This is a genomic window from Micromonospora antibiotica (assembly GCF_017599305.1).
Taxonomy (GTDB): domain Bacteria; phylum Actinomycetota; class Actinomycetes; order Mycobacteriales; family Micromonosporaceae; genus Micromonospora; species Micromonospora antibiotica.
Genome location: NZ_JAGFWR010000003.1, coordinates 114078 through 131429, shown reverse-complemented (window position 1 = coordinate 131429; position 17352 = coordinate 114078). Strand labels below are relative to the sequence as shown.

Annotated in this window: 20 protein-coding genes; 9 read left to right on the top strand and 11 right to left on the bottom strand. The window is 73.1% G+C overall.

The window, feature by feature from the left end; all coding sequences use genetic code 11:
- The first annotated feature begins 80 nt into the window (after nucleotides 1-80).
- Complete coding sequence (locus JQN83_RS08840) at nucleotides 81-1241, top strand: LLM class flavin-dependent oxidoreductase (protein WP_208566576.1); 1161 nt, start codon at nucleotides 81-83, stop codon at nucleotides 1239-1241.
- 182 nt (nucleotides 1242-1423) lie between these two features.
- Here JQN83_RS08840 and JQN83_RS08835 read toward each other — a convergent pair whose 3' ends face one another.
- From JQN83_RS08835 to JQN83_RS08800, 8 genes are all read right to left on the bottom strand, one after another.
- Nucleotides 1424-1930 (bottom strand): NUDIX domain-containing protein, encoded by a 507-nt coding sequence (locus JQN83_RS08835; protein ID WP_208566575.1) that lies wholly within the window; start codon nucleotides 1928-1930, stop codon nucleotides 1424-1426.
- Nucleotides 1931-1964: 34 nt separating this feature from the next.
- Nucleotides 1965-2555, bottom strand: a complete 591-nt coding sequence (gene ybiA / locus JQN83_RS08830; protein WP_208566574.1) for a riboflavin biosynthesis intermediates N-glycosidase — start codon at nucleotides 2553-2555, stop codon at nucleotides 1965-1967.
- Between the two features lie 72 nt (nucleotides 2556-2627).
- Entirely contained in the window at nucleotides 2628-3269 is a 642-nt protein-coding gene (locus JQN83_RS08825) for an SRPBCC family protein (RefSeq protein ID WP_208566573.1), read from the bottom strand.
- Nucleotides 3266-3637, bottom strand: coding sequence for an ArsR/SmtB family transcription factor (locus JQN83_RS08820; RefSeq protein ID WP_204922997.1), 372 nt, complete (start codon nucleotides 3635-3637; stop codon nucleotides 3266-3268). The genes JQN83_RS08825 and JQN83_RS08820 overlap by 4 nt, the downstream gene beginning before the upstream one ends.
- Before the next feature lie 36 nt (nucleotides 3638-3673).
- Nucleotides 3674-4462 (bottom strand): peptidoglycan recognition protein family protein, encoded by a 789-nt coding sequence (locus tag JQN83_RS08815; RefSeq protein WP_208566572.1) that lies wholly within the window; start codon nucleotides 4460-4462, stop codon nucleotides 3674-3676.
- 113 nt (nucleotides 4463-4575) lie between these two features.
- Entirely contained in the window at nucleotides 4576-5310 is a 735-nt protein-coding gene (locus tag JQN83_RS08810) for a lysozyme (RefSeq protein WP_208566571.1), read from the bottom strand.
- Nucleotides 5311-5589: 279 nt separating this feature from the next.
- A complete protein-coding gene (locus JQN83_RS08805) occupies nucleotides 5590-6927 on the bottom strand; it encodes a flavin monoamine oxidase family protein (protein ID WP_307799106.1) in 1338 nt (445 codons plus the stop codon).
- 397 nt (nucleotides 6928-7324) lie between these two features.
- A complete protein-coding gene (locus JQN83_RS08800) occupies nucleotides 7325-7465 on the bottom strand; it encodes a hypothetical protein (RefSeq protein WP_208566853.1) in 141 nt (46 codons plus the stop codon).
- Between the two features lie 163 nt (nucleotides 7466-7628).
- On the opposite strand from JQN83_RS08800, the gene JQN83_RS08795 reads away from it, so the two are divergent.
- Entirely contained in the window at nucleotides 7629-8459 is an 831-nt protein-coding gene (locus JQN83_RS08795; protein ID WP_307799104.1) for a DUF559 domain-containing protein, read from the top strand.
- A 328-nt stretch (nucleotides 8460-8787) separates the two neighbouring features.
- On the opposite strand, the gene JQN83_RS08790 is transcribed toward JQN83_RS08795, so the two are convergent.
- Nucleotides 8788-9171 carry a MarR family winged helix-turn-helix transcriptional regulator gene (locus JQN83_RS08790; RefSeq protein WP_244252109.1) on the bottom strand — a complete coding sequence of 128 codons (384 nt, stop codon included), beginning with the start codon at nucleotides 9169-9171 and terminating at the stop codon, nucleotides 8788-8790.
- Between the two features lie 174 nt (nucleotides 9172-9345).
- Between JQN83_RS08790 and JQN83_RS08785 the strand changes: the two genes are divergently transcribed.
- Nucleotides 9346-11148, top strand: a complete 1803-nt coding sequence (locus tag JQN83_RS08785) for an ABC transporter ATP-binding protein (RefSeq protein ID WP_208566569.1) — start codon at nucleotides 9346-9348, stop codon at nucleotides 11146-11148.
- Nucleotides 11149-11439: 291 nt separating this feature from the next.
- A complete protein-coding gene (locus JQN83_RS08780) occupies nucleotides 11440-12129 on the top strand; it encodes a VOC family protein (RefSeq protein WP_307799103.1) in 690 nt (229 codons plus the stop codon).
- A 6-nt stretch (nucleotides 12130-12135) separates the two neighbouring features.
- Here the strand turns inward: JQN83_RS08780 and JQN83_RS08775 are convergent, their stop codons facing one another.
- Nucleotides 12136-12435, bottom strand: a complete 300-nt coding sequence (locus tag JQN83_RS08775) for a hypothetical protein (protein WP_307799101.1) — start codon at nucleotides 12433-12435, stop codon at nucleotides 12136-12138.
- Nucleotides 12432-12710 carry a DivIVA domain-containing protein gene (locus JQN83_RS32890; protein ID WP_307799100.1) on the bottom strand — a complete coding sequence of 93 codons (279 nt, stop codon included), beginning with the start codon at nucleotides 12708-12710 and terminating at the stop codon, nucleotides 12432-12434. The genes JQN83_RS08775 and JQN83_RS32890 overlap by 4 nt, the downstream gene beginning before the upstream one ends.
- A 316-nt stretch (nucleotides 12711-13026) precedes the next feature.
- On the opposite strand from JQN83_RS32890, the gene JQN83_RS08765 reads away from it, so the two are divergent.
- The 5 genes from JQN83_RS08765 (at nucleotide 13027) to JQN83_RS08745 (ending at nucleotide 17348) form a co-directional block, all read left to right on the top strand.
- Nucleotides 13027-13266, top strand: coding sequence for a winged helix-turn-helix domain-containing protein (locus JQN83_RS08765; RefSeq protein WP_208566566.1), 240 nt, complete (start codon nucleotides 13027-13029; stop codon nucleotides 13264-13266).
- A 436-nt stretch (nucleotides 13267-13702) separates the two neighbouring features.
- The gene (locus JQN83_RS08760; RefSeq protein WP_208566565.1) at nucleotides 13703-14557 is read left to right on the top strand and encodes a hypothetical protein; all 855 of its coding nucleotides are present in this window, start codon (nucleotides 13703-13705) and stop codon (nucleotides 14555-14557) included.
- A gap of 329 nt (nucleotides 14558-14886) precedes the next feature.
- Nucleotides 14887-16131 carry a cellulose-binding domain-containing protein gene (locus tag JQN83_RS08755; protein ID WP_307799098.1) on the top strand — a complete coding sequence of 415 codons (1245 nt, stop codon included), beginning with the start codon at nucleotides 14887-14889 and terminating at the stop codon, nucleotides 16129-16131.
- Between the two features lie 342 nt (nucleotides 16132-16473).
- Entirely contained in the window at nucleotides 16474-16845 is a 372-nt protein-coding gene (locus JQN83_RS08750; protein WP_208566820.1) for a ribonuclease domain-containing protein, read from the top strand.
- A gap of 62 nt (nucleotides 16846-16907) precedes the next feature.
- The gene (locus JQN83_RS08745; protein WP_208566564.1) at nucleotides 16908-17348 is read left to right on the top strand and encodes a barstar family protein; all 441 of its coding nucleotides are present in this window, start codon (nucleotides 16908-16910) and stop codon (nucleotides 17346-17348) included.
- Nucleotides 17349-17352: the final 4 nt, after the last annotated feature.

Genomic DNA, 17352 nt, shown 5'->3' with positions numbered 1-17352 from the left:
GCGGGCAGTAACCTACCAAACCGATAGGTTTTATGGGTAGCCTGTCCTGGTCGTCGTCCCATCCCTCAGGAGGACCCCCGATGCCGCTGACCTTCCACTGGTTCCTGCCCACCTACGGCGACAGCCGCGACATCGTCGGCGGTGGTCACGGCGTCGCGGTCGGCACCGCCGGTGGGGCCCGCCCCGCCACCGTCGCCTACCTCGGGCAGATCGCCCGCAGCGCCGAGCAACTCGGCTTCGTCGGCGCGCTCACCCCGACCGGGGCCTGGTGCGAGGACGCCTGGCTGGCCACCGCGATGCTCGCCGAGGTCACCGAACGGCTGAAGTTCCTGGTCGCGTTCCGCCCTGGCCTGCTCTCACCCACCCTCGCCGCCCAGATGGCCGCCACGTTCCAGCGCCTGTCCGGCGGCCGGCTGCTGCTCAACGTGGTCACCGGCGGGGAGTCCGCCGAGCAACGCGCCTACGGCGACTTCCTCGACAAGGACGCCCGGTACGCCCGCACCGACGAATTCCTGCACGTCGTGCGGTCACTGTGGCGGGGGGAGACCGTCGACCACGTCGGGGAACACCTGCGCGTCGAGGGCGCCCGGCTGGCCCGGCTGCCCGACCCGGTGCCCCCCGTCTACTTCGGTGGCTCGTCCGCCGCCGCCGGCCCGGTCGCCGCCCGGCACAGCGACGTCTACCTGACCTGGGGTGAGCCGCCCGCCCAGGTGGCCGGCAAGCTTGACCACATCCGCGCCCTGGCGGTCGCCGCCGGCCGGTCGCCGCGCTTCGGTATCCGGCTGCACGTCATCGCCCGGGACACCGCCGAGGCGGCCTGGGCGCAGGCCGGCCGGCTGCTCGACGGCATCGACGAGGCTGACATCCGGGCCGCCCAGGAGGGGCTGCGGCGCAGCGAGTCCGAGGGGCAGCGCCGGATGCTGGCCCTGCACGGCGGCAGCCGCGACGGGCTGGAGGTCGCCCCGAACCTCTGGGCCGGGGTGGGGCTGGTCCGGGGCGGGGCCGGCACCGCCCTGGTGGGCAGCCACACCGAGGTCGCCGACCGGATCGCCGAGTACCACGCGCTCGGCATCGACGAGTTCATCCTCTCCGGCCACCCGCACCTGGAGGAGGCGTACTGGTTCGGTGAGGGGGTGCTGCCGATCCTGCGGGCCCGGGGCCTGTGGCGGCATCCGGCGGGCGACCCGGTGGCCGAGGCGACGGCGAGCGTCCCGTTCGCCCCGCAACCGGCCCGGGTCTGATCCGGTCCTCCGGCCGGCCGGAGGCGGGGTGCGGTGGGCTGGTGTCGGCCGGCGGCGCGGTGGGTCGGTGCCGGCCGGCGCGGAAGGGGCGTGCCGTTTCGTGCCGGTCAGGATCCGGTCGTCGCGGCATGCTCGGGGTTGGCGCGGATCTCGTCGTGGTGGTCGGCGGTCCAGCCGCCGCCTCAGGTGCTGGCCAGGAAGTCGGCCAGCACCCGGGTGTGGGTCGAGAAGGCCAGCTCGACCGGCTCGGTGAGGACCAGCCACTCGGTGGCCTCCTCGGTCGGCGTCGACGGGGGCAGCTGCGCGGCCGGCCGCTCCGGCAGCACCCCGAAGATCATCATGGTGCCGCCGTGCGGGGCGCCGTGCACCGCGAACAGCCGGGCCCGCTGCGCCTCGTCGACCAGCCCCGTCTCCTCCCGCAGCTCCCGGACCAGCGCCTCGGACCACTCCTCGCCGTACTCGACGAACCCGCCGGGCAGGGCGAGCTGGCCCCGGGCCGGTTCGATGTCCCGGCGCACCACCACCAGGCCGAGCCCGGCGTCGGTCCGTACCGGCAGCAGCGCCACCGCGACCGGGGTGGGGTTGCGCCACACCGTCTGGCCGCAGGCCGGGCAGAGCCGGGGCCAGCCGGCGTCCGGCGGGTAGGCCGCCCCGCAGTAGTGGCAGTGTGCGTACGGCAGGACGGTCATGCCGCCGCACGTTACCGCCCCCGGGCCACCCCGCTCAGGGCAGGTCCGCCGTCGGCCCGGGGTCGGTCGGCCGGTCGTCGCGCAGGATCTCCCGGGCTTCCATCAGGGCGAACCCGAGCAGGTTGAGCCCACGCCAGCGGGCCGGGTCCTCGGCGCGCGGGTCGTCGGGGGCCAGCCCGACCCCCCACACCCGGTCGACCGGGCTGGCCTCCACCAGCACCCGGTCCCCGGTGCCCAGCAGGTACGCCCGCAGGTCGGCGTGCTGGCCGAACTTGGCCAGGCTGCCGGCCAGCACGACGGCGTACCGCTCGGCCTCCCACACCGCCTGGTCGAACCCGCGGACCTGGCGGCCGACCCCCTTGGCCTGCTGCGGGTGGCCGGCGGCGAGCACCCGCTCGCCGGCCTCGGCGTCGTCGAAGAGCAGCGCCTTGCGCCACATCATCCAGTGCTCGGCGGTGGCGAAGCGCCGCCCGTCGACGGTGAACGCCGCCGGCCACCACTGGCTCAGGCAGCCGCGGCCGACGGCGCCGTCCCGCTGCGGCTGGTGCCCCCAGAAGCAGAGATAGCGCACCCGCTGCCCGGCGCGGTGCAGGGCGAGGACGTCTTCGGCGCGGCGCATCGACATGCCGCACAGTGTCCCTGCCGGCACCGACAACCCGCGCCCGGGTTTCGCCCGGACCCGGTGCGGGCCCCGGGGTCAGGCCGGCGGCGTGCCGGTGTACGCGGCGATGGTCCGGGCGGCGGCGGCCCGGGCGGCCTGCGGTTCGGTGCCGCCGGCGATGTCGGCCTCGGCCCACGCCTCGCCGCTGAGCGTCATGAAGCGTCGCCCGTCCGCCGAGCCGATCCATTCGGCGGCCTGGTCGGGGGTGACGCCTCCACCGTCGGCGTCGAGGTGGCTGGCGAGGCCGAGCAGGCCGGAGTCCCAGCCGACGCCGACCGCGCCGGGGCCGTACTCGGTCCACCGGACGTCGTCGACGTGGGCGACGTGTTCCAGGGTGAACCGGGTCCGCTCGTCGCCCTCCGGGGTCAGGTGGACCTCGATCCAGCTGGTCTCGTCGCCCATCTCCCAGGTGGCGGCGAAGCTCTTCGGCGGGTCGCAGCGCTGCACCACGCCACCGGCGTTGCCCTCGAACTGGTAGCGGCCGTGCAACCGCAGGTCGCCTGAGATCGGCAGGAACCAGCGCGGGATGCGCTCGGCGTTGGTGCAGGCGTCCCAGAGGTCGTCCAGCGTCGTCGGGTACGTCTGGCTGATGGTCAGCACCCGTGCCTCACCCGCCTCCAGGGTGCGGCTGCCCACGGTGCGTCGTACGGCGCTGATCTGGTGGCTGGTCTCGATCATGAGGTGCTCCGGTGCTCGGTCGGGTCGTCGGTCGTGGTGTGCGCCCGCCGTTCGCGCCGACCCCGGGCGATCTCGGTGGCCAGGGCGTCCAGGGCCGGCGTCCAGAACCGGCGGAATCCCTCCAGCCACCTGTCGACCTCCCGCAGCGGGGCGGGGTCGACCGCGTAGAGCCGGCGGGCGCCCTGCGGGCGGACCGTGGCGAACCCGTTGTCCCGCAACACCTTGAGGTGCTGCGAGACGGCGGGCTGGGTGATCCCGAACTCCTCCTGGATGACCGCGCAGACCCCACCGGCGCTCCGTTCGCCCTGCGCGAGCAGTTCGAGGATGCGCCGGCGTACCGGGTCGCCGAGGACGTCGAAGGCGTGCACGGTCCCCTTTGTATCAGGCATAGCTTATATAAGCAATCAACCCAGTCGAGCGGCGACGGCGGAGCGCAGTTCGGGCAACCGGTCGTGCAGCAGACCCGGGCACTGGGTGCTGGCGAAGTCCTTGTGGCCGTAGATCTGGCTCGCCGGGATGGCGTACTGCTGGCAGGTGAACGCGCAGAACACCACCAGGCTGTCCCAGAGCGCCTGCGGCGGCTGCACGTCGACGTAGATCCCGTCGTTCTCGATGCCGATGGCCTGGCTGTTCTGCCCCACGCAGTGCGCGCCCTGCACCATGGTCTGCCCGTGCATCAGCGCGTACAGGCTGCCGTGCCGGCCCTCGGTGAGCTGACCGCCCCGGCTGTTGGTGAAGTGCTGCCCGGAGTCCAGCCAGCCGTTGCCGTCCATGTGCAGGTCCTGGATCTCCCGCGAGTTGGCGTACGCGTGGGCCAGGCTGTAGTCCGTCGAGTTCGGGAACGCCGTGTGATGCACGATGATCTTGTTGGGCCGGCTGCCGACCACGCTCACCGGCGACGACGGCGGCCGGGCCCCCCAGGTCGCGCAGTTGGCGATCACCGGCTGGTCGACCCGACCGAGGACGACCCGGCCGTCGGCCGACGTGCTGCCGGTGGTCAGGGCGCTGCCGTGGGTCAGGGCGCTGCCGGTGGGCAGGGCGCTGGCGGTGGTCAGGGTCGGGTCGACGGCGGAGTGGCCCACGGCGGCGGCGCTCACGGCGGATCCGCCGAACGGGGTCGGCGCGAGCGCCCCGGCGGTGCCGAGCAGGACCGCGCCGCGCAGCACGCTGCGCCGGGACACGGGTACGGACATGGCGGGCTCCTCAGGGGGTGGGGGAGGTGCCGGCTGGTCGACCATTGCGACGACTCCGGGGTGGCCGGGGGGCGTCGCCGGGCCGACCGGGCGGCTGCGGCGCTCCGGTCGGGTCAGCAGGGGCCGTTGCAGGCCAGCACCCGGAGCCGGTCGAGGGTGCCGTTCCAGACGTTCTGGTCGCCCGGGAAGGTGCCCGACGACGCCCACTGCCAGAAGGAGTACGTGGCCCAGCCGGCCGGCAGGGTGCCCACCGTGCCGGCGTACCGGGCGAGCCAGAGCGGGCTGGTGGCGGCGAAGCCGCTGTAGTTGCCGGTGCAGGTGGTCCACCAGTCGGTGGTGGTGTAGATCGTCGCCCAGCGCCCGGTGCGGGCGTAGTACTGGTTGACGAACGACGCGATCCAGTTGCGCATCGCGCTCTGGCTCAGCCCGTAACAGGTCGCGCCGTAGGGGTTGTACTCGATGTCGAGCGCGCCGGGCAGCGTCCGGCCGTCCTTCGACCAGCCGCCACCGTGGTCGACGAAGTAGTTGGCCTGGGTCGCGCCGGTCGTGGTGTCCGGCCGGGCGAAATGGTACGAACCCCGGATCATCCCGACGGTGTACGACCCGTTGTACTGCTGGGCGAAGTACGGGTTGGTGTAGTACGTGCCCTCGGTGGCCTTCACGTAGGCGAACCGGGCACCGTTGTTCCAGGCGGCGGACCAGTTGACGTTGCCCTGGTAGCTGGAGACGTCCATGCCGGGCAGGCCGGCCGGGGCGGCGGTGGCCGGGGTGACGACGCCGAGGGTGGCGGCGGCGACCGTGGTGACGGCCGCCAGTAGCGCGCCCGTGACCGCACGGAGACGGTTCATCTTTCCTCCCTGGGGGATGCCGCGTGGTTACGGCGGGAGCGACGAAAGGAACTGTCAGGTATTAGGTCACGGCCGGAGATAGTTTTCAATAGACTGAATCAAGATTATCTATTTCTGCACGTGGCGCTACCGTCCACCCGCCCGACGGTCACGGTGCGAGCGGATCCGCCGGCCCCGGGTCGCGGTCTGCCCGACGGTCGAGATGTGGGCGGGTCGAGTGGTCCCGGGTCGCGCGGTCTGCCCGACGGTCGAGGTGTGGGCGGATCTACCGGCCACGGGTCAGGCGGCGTAGTGGGCGAGGACCTCGGCCGCCGCCCGTTCGCCGGCCAGCACCGCGCCCTCGAGGTAGCCGGCCCACCGGGTCGCCGTCTCGGTGCCCGCCCAGTACACCCGCCCCACCGGCCGGCGCAGCTCGGGACCGTGGTCCCGCCACGAGCCGGGGGTCAGCGCCCCGCAGAAGCAGCCCCGGGTCCACTCGTCGGCCGACCAGTCGTACTCGACGAGGTCGTCAGGCTCGGCGGCGGCCGGACCGACCAGCCCCACCAGCGCGGCCAGCACCGCCGCCCGTCGTGGGTCCGGCGACAGCCGGCGCAGCTCCCGGGCCTGCCGGCCGTAGCTGAACGCGGTCAGCACCCCACGCGTCGAACCCGGCGTCGAGTTGTCCACCGTCTCGGTCAGCGGCCCGTCGGTCGACGTGGTCACCCCGGAACACCCGTCGGCCCGCCAGAACGGCGTCGGGTAGACCGCGTGCAGCTTCAGCGCCGACCCCATCGGCATCCGCTGGGTCAACGCGTCGCGCAGGGCCGGCAGCGCCGGTGAGTACGCGATCCGGCCCGCCAGCGCCGGGGCCACCGCCACCACCACCGCCCCAGCCGGGTACGCCCCGTCATCGGTGTACGCCACCACCGTGTGCCCGTCCTGGTGGATCGCCCGCACCGGTGCCCCGGACCGTACCGTCCCCGGGGGCAGCGCCGCCGCCATCCGCTCCGCCAGCAGGGCCGGACCGCCCACGATCCGATCCTGCTGGGCACCCCCGGCCATCCCCAGCAGCAACCCGCTCCCACCGCCGCTGCGCAGGTAGAACAGCACCTGCAACAGCGACACCTCGTCCGGGTCCGCCGCCAGCAACCCACCGGCGATCAGCCGACCCACGTACCGGGCCGTCACCGGATCGGGCGCGACCGTGGCCAACCAGCCGCCGAGGGTGAGCCGGTCCCACTCGTCCGCCCGGGCCGCCCGCCACGGGGCCGCCGGGTCCACCTCGGCGGCGAAGTCGTCGAGCAGGTTGACCGTCTGCCGGACCGACTCCGGCGGTGTCTCCCGCAGCCGCCCGTCCCAGCGCACCACCGGCCTCCCGTACGCGGCCGACGGGAACGTGGTCAGTCCGTGCTCGGCCACCAGGGCGGCCATCCGTTCCTGGGTCGGGCCGATCCACTGCGCGCCCAGGTCCAGCGCCGTGCCGTCGTCCAGCCGCCGGGTCGCCACCCGCCCCCCGACCCGTTCCCGCGCCTCCAGCACCAGCACCCGTGCCCCACCCCGGCACAACACCGCCGCAGCGGCGAGCCCCGAGAAACCCCCACCGACCACCACCACCCGCACCGCCCGCGCATACCCCACCCACCCGCCGCTACGCCCACCCACCCGCCCCCGCGTCCCGCTGCCCCGATGATCAGAGTGCCGAAAAGCAGACGACACGCCGGGGAAAGTGCTCGTAATTGCAATCTGATCTTGAGTTCGCCTGGTAGCCCGACCAGGGATGCCTTGGTTCGTTAGCAGATCCCGTTGACGAGTGGGGTGTTGTCCACAGCGGTGGTGGGTGTCCACAGGGCGGTAGCGGAGTGTCGCCGCGGTACGCCTACCGGAGGCAGCCTTCGGACATGCATCCGGTGTTGCGAGCGTTGGTGGAGCGGGACGGTGGGGTGGTGACGCGCCGGGTGGTGGTGCAGGTGGTGCCGGCCTGGGTGCTCACCCACGCCCATCGCGTGGGCCAACTCCGGCGGGTCCTGCCCGGCGTCTACGTTGACGCCGCCCTCATCATCCCCACCACCTCCACTGTCTCCGTTGCCCCCGCCTCTTCCGCGTCCACCTCCTCCGCCTCGGGCTCTGCCGCGTCCGGCTCTGCCACGGCTGGCTCTTTCGCCTCCGGCTCGTCCACCTCCGGCTCCCTGGCCGCCGTTGACCTCTGTACTTCCGCCGCCGCCCGCGCGGCCTCCGCTGCCGACAGTGCCGGCGTCGCCGGACATACCGCTGTCTCCGCCGCTGCGTCGCGGTGCGCTTCGGTCACCTTCGGCCGTGCCGCGCCGGGTGCCGTTGCCGGGGTGGGAGCCGTCGGACCCGATGGCGACGAGGCGTTTCGGCTGCTGGACGTCACCCGCCGCCACCGGGCGGCGCTCGCCTGGGCCGACGGGCGTGCGGCGCTGGGCAGCGTCACCGCCCTCGCCGTCTGGGGAGTACGCGGGCAGCCGGACGGGGAGCCGGTGCGCCTGGACGTGAGGGCGGGTTGCGGGCTCAGGAGCCGGTCGCACCTCGTGGTCCACCGCCGGGATGACCTCTCCCTCGCCCCACCCGGGGTGCTGATCCGGCGTGGTCTTACGGTGGTGCGGTTGGAACGGGCCCTGGTCGACGCCTGGCCGTTGCTGCCCCCGCAGGATCGCCCCGCTCCGGTGATCAAAGCCGTCAACGACCGGCTCACCACCCCGGAGCGGATCGCCTCGGCGCTCACCGCCGTGCCGAGGCTGACCGGGCGGGCCGGGTTGAGTACCCTGCTCGACCGGCTCGCCGGAGGATGTCGTAGCCCGCTGGAGATCTGGGGACACGACCACGTCTTCACCGGTGCGGGAATGCCCGTCTTCCGCAGGCAGGCCCGGATCGTCGTCGGTCGGCGCACCATCTACCTCGACGTGTACGCCGAGCGGGAGCGCGTCGACTTCGAACTCGACGGCGCGACGACCCATGGTGATCCCCGCGAGCGGGAGATCGACCTACGTCGGGACGCGCTGCTCGCCACCGTCGGCATCCTGGTGGTGCGCTTCGCCCGCCATCGCCTGCTCCACGAGCCCGACGCGGTCCGCCGAGAGGTGCACGCGATCCTCACCAGCCGACGGGCAGGCATGTCGGTCGGTCGAGACACCGCCTTCCCACCGCCATGAAAACATGCCGAGCCGACACGCGCGGCACGCACCGCGTGGGTAGTGCGGCGCAGCGTGGGACAGCACGGTGCGGGTGTGGTGCGGCCCTGCGCGGGCCGGGTGGGGCACACGCTGCGGGGCAGCACGGCACGCTGTCCGTGCGGCGCTGTATGAGCAGTGTGGGACCGGTGTGGTGTGGCGCTGCACGGGCAGCGTGCGGCCGGTGTGTTGTGGCGCTGCACGGGCACATGGCCCCGGTGCGGCGCTGCGCTGCACGGGTTGCGTGGTGTGGGGTGATGCGACACGCGGGCCGGTGTGGCTGTCGAGGTGCCACCGGGTCGGGGTGGGATCAGTCGCGCAGGGTGCGCAGGATGCGGGTGAGGTCGGCGTGGTCGGTGGGGGAGAGGTGGCCGAAGAAGCGCTCCGCTTCGGTAGCGCGGGCCGTCCGGATGGCCGCGCCTACCCGCGTACCGTCGTCGGTCGGCGCGACCAGGGTCGCCCGCCGGTCGGCCGGGTCGGGGCGGCGCGCGACGAGCCCGCGTTCCTCCAGGCCGTCGACGACCTCGGTGGTGGAGCGGGGGGCGATGTGCAGGTGCTCGGCGAGGGCGCTGAGCCGCATCGTCCCGTGCCGGGTGAGCACCGCGAGGGCGCGGGCGTGACCGGGGTTGACGTCCCAGGGTTCGAGGGTACGTCGGGACTGGTGACGCAGCCGACGGGCCACCGCCCAGAACAACTCGGCGAGGCTCTCCTCTGCCGGGTCGGTCGGTGGCCCGGCGCAGCGTGCGGCCGGATCGGTTGGCGGGTCGGATGTCGCGCCGGTCACCGGAATACGGTAGCAGGAGTCGCTGTTGTTGCCTCATGATGAGGTAACCTCAGTAAAAATCCCCCGAACGGAAGAAGGACCCCCTTGGACACCACCCAGACTCACCGGGAGGGCCGCGGCGGCGCCCCCCGGACCGCCAGTGCCGCCGAGAAGACCCAGGCCCGTGCCGTCTCGCTGCGCCGCATCGGCCGGCTGTTCACCGCGTACCGTGGTCAACTGGCCGTGGTCACCGCGATCATCGTGGTGTCGTCGATGGTCGCGATGGCCTCGCCCTTCCTGCTGCGGGCGGTGATCGACCGGGCGCTGCCCGAGCGCGACCTGACCCTGCTGGTCTGGCTGGTCGTCGGCATGATCGCCGTGGCGGCGGTGACCGCCGTGCTCGGCGTGGCGCAGACCTGGATCTCCACCCGGGTCGGGCAGCTGGTGATGCACCGGCTGCGCACCGACGTCTTCGCCCATCTGCACCGGCAGTCGATCGCGTTCTTCACCCGCACCCGCACCGGCGAGGTGCAGTCGCGGATCACCAACGACATCGGCGGCATGCAGACGGTGGTCACCTCCACCGCCACCTCGATCGCGTCCAACCTGACCACGGTGGTCGCCACCCTGGTCGCCATGGTGGCGCTGTCCTGGCGGCTCACCCTGGTCTCATTGGTGGTGCTGCCGCCGGCCATCTGGCTGACCCGCCGGGTCGCCGCGATGCGCCGCGAGATCACCGCCCAGCGTCAGCAGGAGCTGGCCGACCTCAACGTCACCATCGAGGAGGGGCTGTCGATCAGCGGCGTGCAGCTCAGCAAGACCCTCGGCGCGGGTGACGCACTGATCGACCGGTTCACCAGCAGCTCGGCCCGCCTGGTCGACCTGGAGTTGCGCTCGGAGCTGGCCGGCCGCTGGCGGATGGCCACCATGACGATCATCTTCGCCGCCATCCCGGCGGTGATCTACCTCGGCGCGGGGCTGCCCGGCACCGCCGGCACGCTCAGCATCGGCACCCTGGTCGCCTTCACCGCCCTGCAGGGCGGGCTGTTCCGGCCGCTGATGGGCCTGCTCAACGTGGGTGTCACGCTGACCGCCTCGCTGGCGCTGTTCGCCCGGATCTTCGAGTACCTCGACCTGCCGGTGGAGGTGGACGACCCGGCCCGGCCGGTGACCATCGACCCGACCCGGGTGCGTGGGCACCTGCGCGTCGAGGACGTCACCTTCAGCTACCCGGGCAGCGACACCGCCGCCGTCGCCGGCATCAGCCTGGACGTCCCGGCGGGCACCAGCCTCGCCCTGGTCGGCGAGACCGGCTCCGGCAAGAGCACCCTCGCCGCCCTGGTCAGCCGGCTGCACGACCCGGACGCCGGCCGGATCACCATCGACGGTGTCGACCTGCGTGACCTGCGGCTGACCGACCTGGCCGCCGTCGTGGGCGTGGTCAGCCAGGAGACCTACCTGCTGCACACCACCATCCGGGAAAATCTGCGGTACGCGCGCCCCGACGCCACCGACGCCCAGTTGGAGGACGCCGCCCGCGCCGCGCAGATCCACGACCTGATCGCCGCCCTGCCCGACGGGTACGACACGGTCGTCGGTTCCCGGGGCCACCGCTTCTCCGGTGGCGAGAAGCAGCGTCTGGCCATCGCCCGTACGCTGCTGCGCGACCCCCGGGTGTTGGTGCTCGACGAGGCGACCAGCGCGTTGGACACCGAGACCGAACGCGCCGTCCAACGGGCCTTCGACACCCTTGCCGAGGGACGCACGGTGATCACCATCGCGCACCGGCTGTCCACGGTGCGCCACGCCGACCAGATCGCGGTGCTCGACCACGGCCGGATCGTCGAGTCCGGCACCCACGAGACGCTGCTGGCCCGCGCCGGCCGGTACGCCACCCTGGCCGGCTGACCCCGGCGAGCCCTCTGACCGTGGCGACCCCACTGATCGGGGCGAGCCCCTGACCCGGGCGTGCCCTGTGACCGAGGCGAGCCCTGTGACCGGGGCGAGCCCACTGACCCGGCGCGTCCCCCGGACCGGGGCGAGTCCCACAGCCAGGGCGGCCCCGTCGGCGTCCAGGGCCCCGACCGGCCGACGGGCAGGGCCGTGACCAGGGGCGACCCGACGGGTGGAAAAACCCGATCTGCAAGACGTGAGTCGCCGATCATCGGTGACTAGAGTGACGCCGTGCAAAGTGGTGGTGTGCGGTCCCAGGTGCCGGTGCTGTACGTGGCGGACGCCGACGCGGCCCGACGGTTCTACGAGAACTTCGGCTACACCGAGATCCGGGCCGGCGGCGACGGTGGCTCACACTGGTCGTACCTGCGGTGCGGGGAGTTGACGCTACTCCTGGCGGCGGTCACCCCCCGCCTGGTCACCGTCGAGCTGCCCCTGCTCGTCTACCTGTACGTCGACGACCTGACCGTGACCGCCGAGCGGCTCACCGCCGCCGGGCACCCGGTCGAGAAGAGCGGCTACCCGGAGCACGCCCCCGGGGGCGAGTGCCGGGTCACCGACCCCGACGGCAACGTGGTCGCCTTCGGGCAGCGGCAGGCCGTACCGCAGCAGGAGCGTGACCCGCAGGCGGGCGGTGAGGTGCGGTTCTCGCTGATCCGGGAGGCCGCCGAGGCGGCCGGTCGGCGCGGCGGGGCACCCGCCCGCTGCCAGATCGGCGGCCCACGCGGTGAATCGTGCGCCGAACCGGCGGAGGTCAAGCTCGCCGACTCGTGGGGCGACACGGCGTGGGGGTGCATGGCGCACGCCGACGAGACGCTGCTCACCGCGCGCGGCGCGTTCCTGGCCACCGAGGACGGAATGGGCCTCGGCCCGTTCCTGCGCGCCCGCCAACCCCAGCCGGATCGGCAGGTTTCCGAACCCGCGCCGGGTGCCTGACCCGACTCACCGCCGCACCCTGCCCGGCCCGACCGACGCGTGGCGGGAGCGACCCTCTGTGTGCCGATCCACCTGCGGCGGGGCGGAGACGGGGCGCAGGCCGGCGAGTTGGACGAAGACCTCCCGTTTGGCGGTGGCCTCGCCGCGCCGGTCGAGCACGTAACCGGTCAGCCAGATCCACCCGTCGTAGGTGGGCCGGTCGCACACCGACACCACCCGCAGCCGCAGGGCACGTTCCCCGGCGAACTGCACCGAGGCGGCCCGGTCGACGACCAGCAGGTCACCGGGGCGGGGCCGGACGTTCACCAGTGCCCGCCGTTCGTGGGCGGGCAGTCCCGCGCATGCCGGCTCTGCCAGTCGCGCAGGGCCCGCCGGAGCCGGTCGTGCTCCTGGGCGAGGGCGCGGATCTCCTGGTGCAGGGCGGCCAACTCGTCGGCGAGCCGGGTCTGGAACCGGCGTACCTCGACGGGGTCGACGCCGCGTCGGCGCGGTGGGAACTCGTGGGTGCGTACCTCGTGGGGGGTCAGTAGGGCGGGGCGACCGGTCCCGTAGGGCTGGCCACCGCGATACACCTGGGCCACGGGGGTCCTTTCCCGTGCTGGGGGAGGGTGGAGGGGTCCTTTCGGTGGTGCTGGAGGGCGGGTCGTCCGCCGCCGGCTGCGGACGACCCGCCGGCCCGGCCGTCGCAGCCCACATCGGCGGTACGACAGCAGAGCAGCCGGCCGGGGTCGGGACGGGCAAACACACCCGCCCCGACCAGGGGAAAGCCCTCTTCCTTGTTGCCACGCAAGGGGAGGAGCAGCACCAAACTTAGCTGTCCCAGTCATCTGAGTCAAACATAGAGTTGTTGGAGGGTGTCCTTGCGTGATCGAATTGGCGTGCCGCGCAGGGGGAGTCATGCCGATCACCGCCGACTACATCCGGATCGCCGATGAGATCGTCGCCGACGTCAGGGCCAAGAAGCTGACGCCGGGGGACAAGCTGCCCTCGATCACGGAACTTGCCGCGCTGCACCAGGTCAGCCCGTCGACCGTCAAGCAGGTCTACGTCCGGCTGGAGGCGCTGCGAGTGATCTGGCGGCACCAGGGCAAGGGCGTCTTCGTCAACGACCCGAAGCTCTGGATGCGCGAACCCTGACCCGCCCACCCGCAACACCCCACCCACCCCGACTCCACCCGACTCCACCTCGCCCCCACCCATCCCGCCCCCATGCGGCGATCTACCCGATGATCAAGAGGTTTACGTCAACTTTGATCTCCCCGATGACGCAAACTCCTTGATCACCAGGCGCGTGGCAGGCTCCGCGTCCCTGCGTCTCCGCTCCGCCTCGTCCGGTCCCACACGCCGAGCGTTATGCCCCGGTGATCAAGAGGTTTAGGTCATTCAGAAGATCAAACTTGACGTAAACCTCTTGATCACCGGGGCGGGGCGGGGCGGGGCGGGACCGGGGCGTGGTGGGGGCGGGGAGCGGAGCGGACGAGGTGGGGTGGGGTGGGGGCGGGGCGGGGCGGGGTGGGAGCGGGGGTGGGGAAAGTGGGGGGAGCCGTGGGGGGTCTGGGTGCGTCCAAGGGGTATGACGAGTTTTCGAGGCATGTGGGTGGTGGTTGTTCCGGTGCTCCTGCTCACGGCGGCGTGTGCGGGGCAGGACGGGGCGGGTGTGGCGCCCGATGCGGTCCCATCCGCTCTTCCCGCTGATGTGCCGGTGCTGCGGATCGACTACACGGGTGGCTTCGTGCGGCCCGAGACCAATGTGACCCGGCTGCCGGCCGTCAGCGTCTACGGCGACGGTCGGGTGATCACCGAGGGGCCGACCATCCTGAGTTATCCCGGGCCGGCGCTGCCCAACATCCAGGTTCGCACGATCAGCAAGGCCGAGGTGGCGAAGCTGGTCGAGCAGGCCCGCGCCGCCGGGGTGGGCAGCTCCGTCGACGTGGGCACCCCGTCGATCACTGACGTGGCCACCACCCGGTTCACCATCCGGGGGCCGGTCGGCACCGAGCGGTTGGAGGTCTACGCCCTGGGTGAGGCGACCGGCCCGGAGGCCGGCCTGACCGCCGCGCAGCAGGCCGCCCGGGAGAAACTGCGGACCTTCACCGACAAGGTGACCGATCCGGCGGGGGCGGCGACGCAGCCGTACCAGCCGACCGCCATCGCGGCGGTGGCTGGGCCGTGGGTCGCCACACCGGAGACCGCGAAACAGCCCAGGGTGGAGTGGCCCGGCCCGGCGCTGCCCGGCACCAGTCTCGGTGAGGGGCTCCAACTGGGTTGCGTGACGGTCACCGGGGCCGCCGTGCAGCAGGTGATCGCCGCCGCCGACAAGGCCAACGCGGCTACCCCGTGGACCTCCGGCGGGAAACGCTGGTCGATCACCCTCCGGCCGCTGCTGCCCGACGAGACCGACTGCGCCAGCCTGTCCACCGACCGCTGAGGCGGCGGCGTGCGGTCGACCCGGTGGCCGGGTCGACCGCGCGCCGGCAGGGTGACGCCGACCGGGGTGGGGCTCGACGCCGGGGTTGCGCCGGCGACCATCGCCGTACGCGGTGGGGCACTTGTTTCCATAGGCAACCATCACTACATTGGGGTCCGGGTGCCGCCCTGTTGCCGGGCGGCGGTGTGGCCTGAGCCGGGCTGTTGTCCACGTGCCGAGAGGCATGTCGACGCGCGAGCGATGTCGATGCTCCCGCGCCGTCGGTGTTTCCCCGACGGCCAGCCGGAAGGACCCCTGTGAGGATTTCCCGTACCCGTATCACCGCCGCCGTGGCTGCCACCGTCACAGCGGCGGCGGCCGTCACCACCGTGCTCGCCGGCACCGCCTCGGCGGCCCAGGGCTGCCGGGTCGACTACCAGCCCAACGAGTGGACCGGCGGCTTCACCGCCAACGTCCGGGTCTCCCCGGGCGACACCGCCCTGAGCAGTTGGACCGTCACCTGGTCCTACCCGGGCGGCCAACGGATCACCGGTGGCTGGAACGCCCAGGTCAGCCAGGCCGGCAGCACGGTCACCGCCCGCAACGCCGCCTGGAACGGCAGTGTCCCGGCCGGCGGCTCGACCGAGTTCGGCGTCCAGGGCACCAGCACCTCGGGTTCCGCCGCGCCGACCGGGTTCGCGCTCAACGGCGTACCGTGCAACGGCGCTCCGCCGCCGACCACCACGCCGCCGCCCACGACCCCGCCCCCGACGACGCCGCCGCCCACCACGCCGCCCCCGACGACCCCGCCGCCGACCACGCCTCCGCCGACGACCCCGCCGCCCACGACGCCTCCGCCGACGACGCCCCCGCCCACGACCCCGCCGCCGACCACCCCGCCGCCGGCCGGGTGCGCCGGTGCGGTGCTCTGCGACGGATTCGAGAACCAGACCGGCTCGACGCCGGCCGGCGACTGGAGCGTGGTCAACCCGGACTGCTCCGGGGCGGGCCGGGCGGCGGTGGACACGACCACCACGCACAGCGGTAGCCGTTCGCTGCGCATCGACGGCGCGGCCGGTTACTGCAACCACGTTTTCGTCCGGTCCAACAAGGACCTCAGCGCCGTGGGCACCGTCCGGTACGGCCGGATCTGGCTGCGCCACACCACCGCCCTGCCGACCCAGCACGTCACCATGACGGCGATGACCGACGCCGCCGACGGCAACAAGGACCTGCGGATGGGCGGCCAGAACGGCGCGTTGCAGTGGAACCGGGCCTCCGACGACGCGACCCTGCCCGAGCAGAGCCCGGCCGGGGTGGCGTTGAGCGTGCCGCTGCCCACCGGGCGCTGGACGTGCCTGGAGTTCATGGTCGACGGCAACCAGGGTCAGCTGCGTACCTGGCTCGACGGCACCGCCATCACCGGGCTGACCGCCGACGGGGTGCCCACCCACGACGTCGACGGCCAGTGGCTCAACCGCACCTGGCGGCCCCGGCTGACCGACCTGAAGCTGGGCTGGGAGAGCTACGGCGAGGGCGCGGACACCATCTGGTACGACGACGTGGCCCTGGGCAGCAGCCGGATCGGCTGCTGACCCCCGCCGGGACCGGGTGGCCGACGGGGCTGCCCGGTCCCGGCCGTGCCGCCCGAGCATTTCAGTCGGCGGTGACGTGCCGATCATGGTGCGTTCATCCACGGTTGCCAGGCTGACCTCTGGTCGGCGGGGTTCGCCTCCCGCCAGAATGTGGCTGACCGGGATAACCATCCCGATCGATACGTTCCTGTCGGCCCCCGCGACCCGGAGGACCCGTTGCGCACTCCCGCGAACCCCGTCACCCCCGTCACCGCCCCGACCGCCGCCGCCCCGCACCCCGCCGCCCCGCACCCCGTTACCCGACCGCACCGGCTGCTGGGCACCCTCGCGCTGCTGACCGCCATGATCGCGGCGGTGCTGGTCGGGCCGTCCGTGGTGACCCCGAGGCTGACCGACTCCGCGTCGGCGGCGGTCTACGGCTCCTGCACGATGTCCCGCTGCGCGGACGCCCGTACCGCCCGATCCGGCTGGTCGGCCAAGAGCTTCCCCACCAGCCGGGGCTGGTACGCCTGGAGCGGCGGCCTGTCGAACTTCGCCGGCGGCCAGTTCCACAACTACGAGGGGCAGCTCCCCGGCGGCGCCACCTACTACGAGTACGACGTCTACCCGCGGGTCTCCGGCGCGGCGCGGGACGCGTACCGCATCGTGGTGAACAGGAGCACCGGGGCGACCTGGTTCTCGCCCGACCACTACGCGAACTTCTACCGGATCTGAGCCAGGAACCATCGGGGTGGGCCGGTCGGCCGGCCCACCCCGGGTGAGCAGGAGGATGCACGATGACCGGACAGCGCCAGCCGGGCTGGCTGCGGGTGACCGACGAGCCGTCGCCGTCGGGGCATCCCACGCCGTCGCTCACCGTGGCCGGCGCGGCGGCCCGCACCCGTCCCGCGTTGTTCGACGCCCTCGCCGTCGCACTCGACCTGCCCGGACACTTCGGCCGCAACTGGGACGCGCTCGCCGACGTGCTGGCCGAACGGCTCGACGCCGGCCCGCTCACCCTGGAGGTGACCGACGCCGGCCTGCTGCTCGCCGACGAACCGTCCGGCCAGCTCGGCACACTGCTCGACGTGGTGGGCGGGGTGTCGGCGGGTGCCCGGGAGCCGGTCCGGTTGGTGCTGCGGGACACCCCGCAGGCGTTGCCCGCCCTGCGACTGCGGCTCTCCGCCGTCCTCGGCGGCTGTGGCGTGGCCGTCCCACCCGGCGGCGTGGCGCGCTGAGCGG

Coding starts and splice junctions, on each gene's coding strand:
- JQN83_RS08840 (WP_208566576.1), top strand. CDS start 81: ATGCCGCTGACCTTCCACTGGTTCCTGCCCACCTACGGCGACAGCCGC.
- JQN83_RS08835 (WP_208566575.1), bottom strand. CDS start 1,930: ATGACCGTCCTGCCGTACGCACACTGCCACTACTGCGGGGCGGCCTAC.
- ybiA (WP_208566574.1), bottom strand. CDS start 2,555: ATGTCGATGCGCCGCGCCGAAGACGTCCTCGCCCTGCACCGCGCCGGG.
- JQN83_RS08825 (WP_208566573.1), bottom strand. CDS start 3,269: ATGATCGAGACCAGCCACCAGATCAGCGCCGTACGACGCACCGTGGGC.
- JQN83_RS08815 (WP_208566572.1), bottom strand. CDS start 4,462: ATGTCCGTACCCGTGTCCCGGCGCAGCGTGCTGCGCGGCGCGGTCCTG.
- JQN83_RS08810 (WP_208566571.1), bottom strand. CDS start 5,310: ATGAACCGTCTCCGTGCGGTCACGGGCGCGCTACTGGCGGCCGTCACC.
- JQN83_RS08765 (WP_208566566.1), top strand. CDS start 13,027: ATGCCGATCACCGCCGACTACATCCGGATCGCCGATGAGATCGTCGCC.
- JQN83_RS08760 (WP_208566565.1), top strand. CDS start 13,703: ATGACGAGTTTTCGAGGCATGTGGGTGGTGGTTGTTCCGGTGCTCCTG.
- JQN83_RS08750 (WP_208566820.1), top strand. CDS start 16,474: ATGATCGCGGCGGTGCTGGTCGGGCCGTCCGTGGTGACCCCGAGGCTG.
- JQN83_RS08745 (WP_208566564.1), top strand. CDS start 16,908: ATGACCGGACAGCGCCAGCCGGGCTGGCTGCGGGTGACCGACGAGCCG.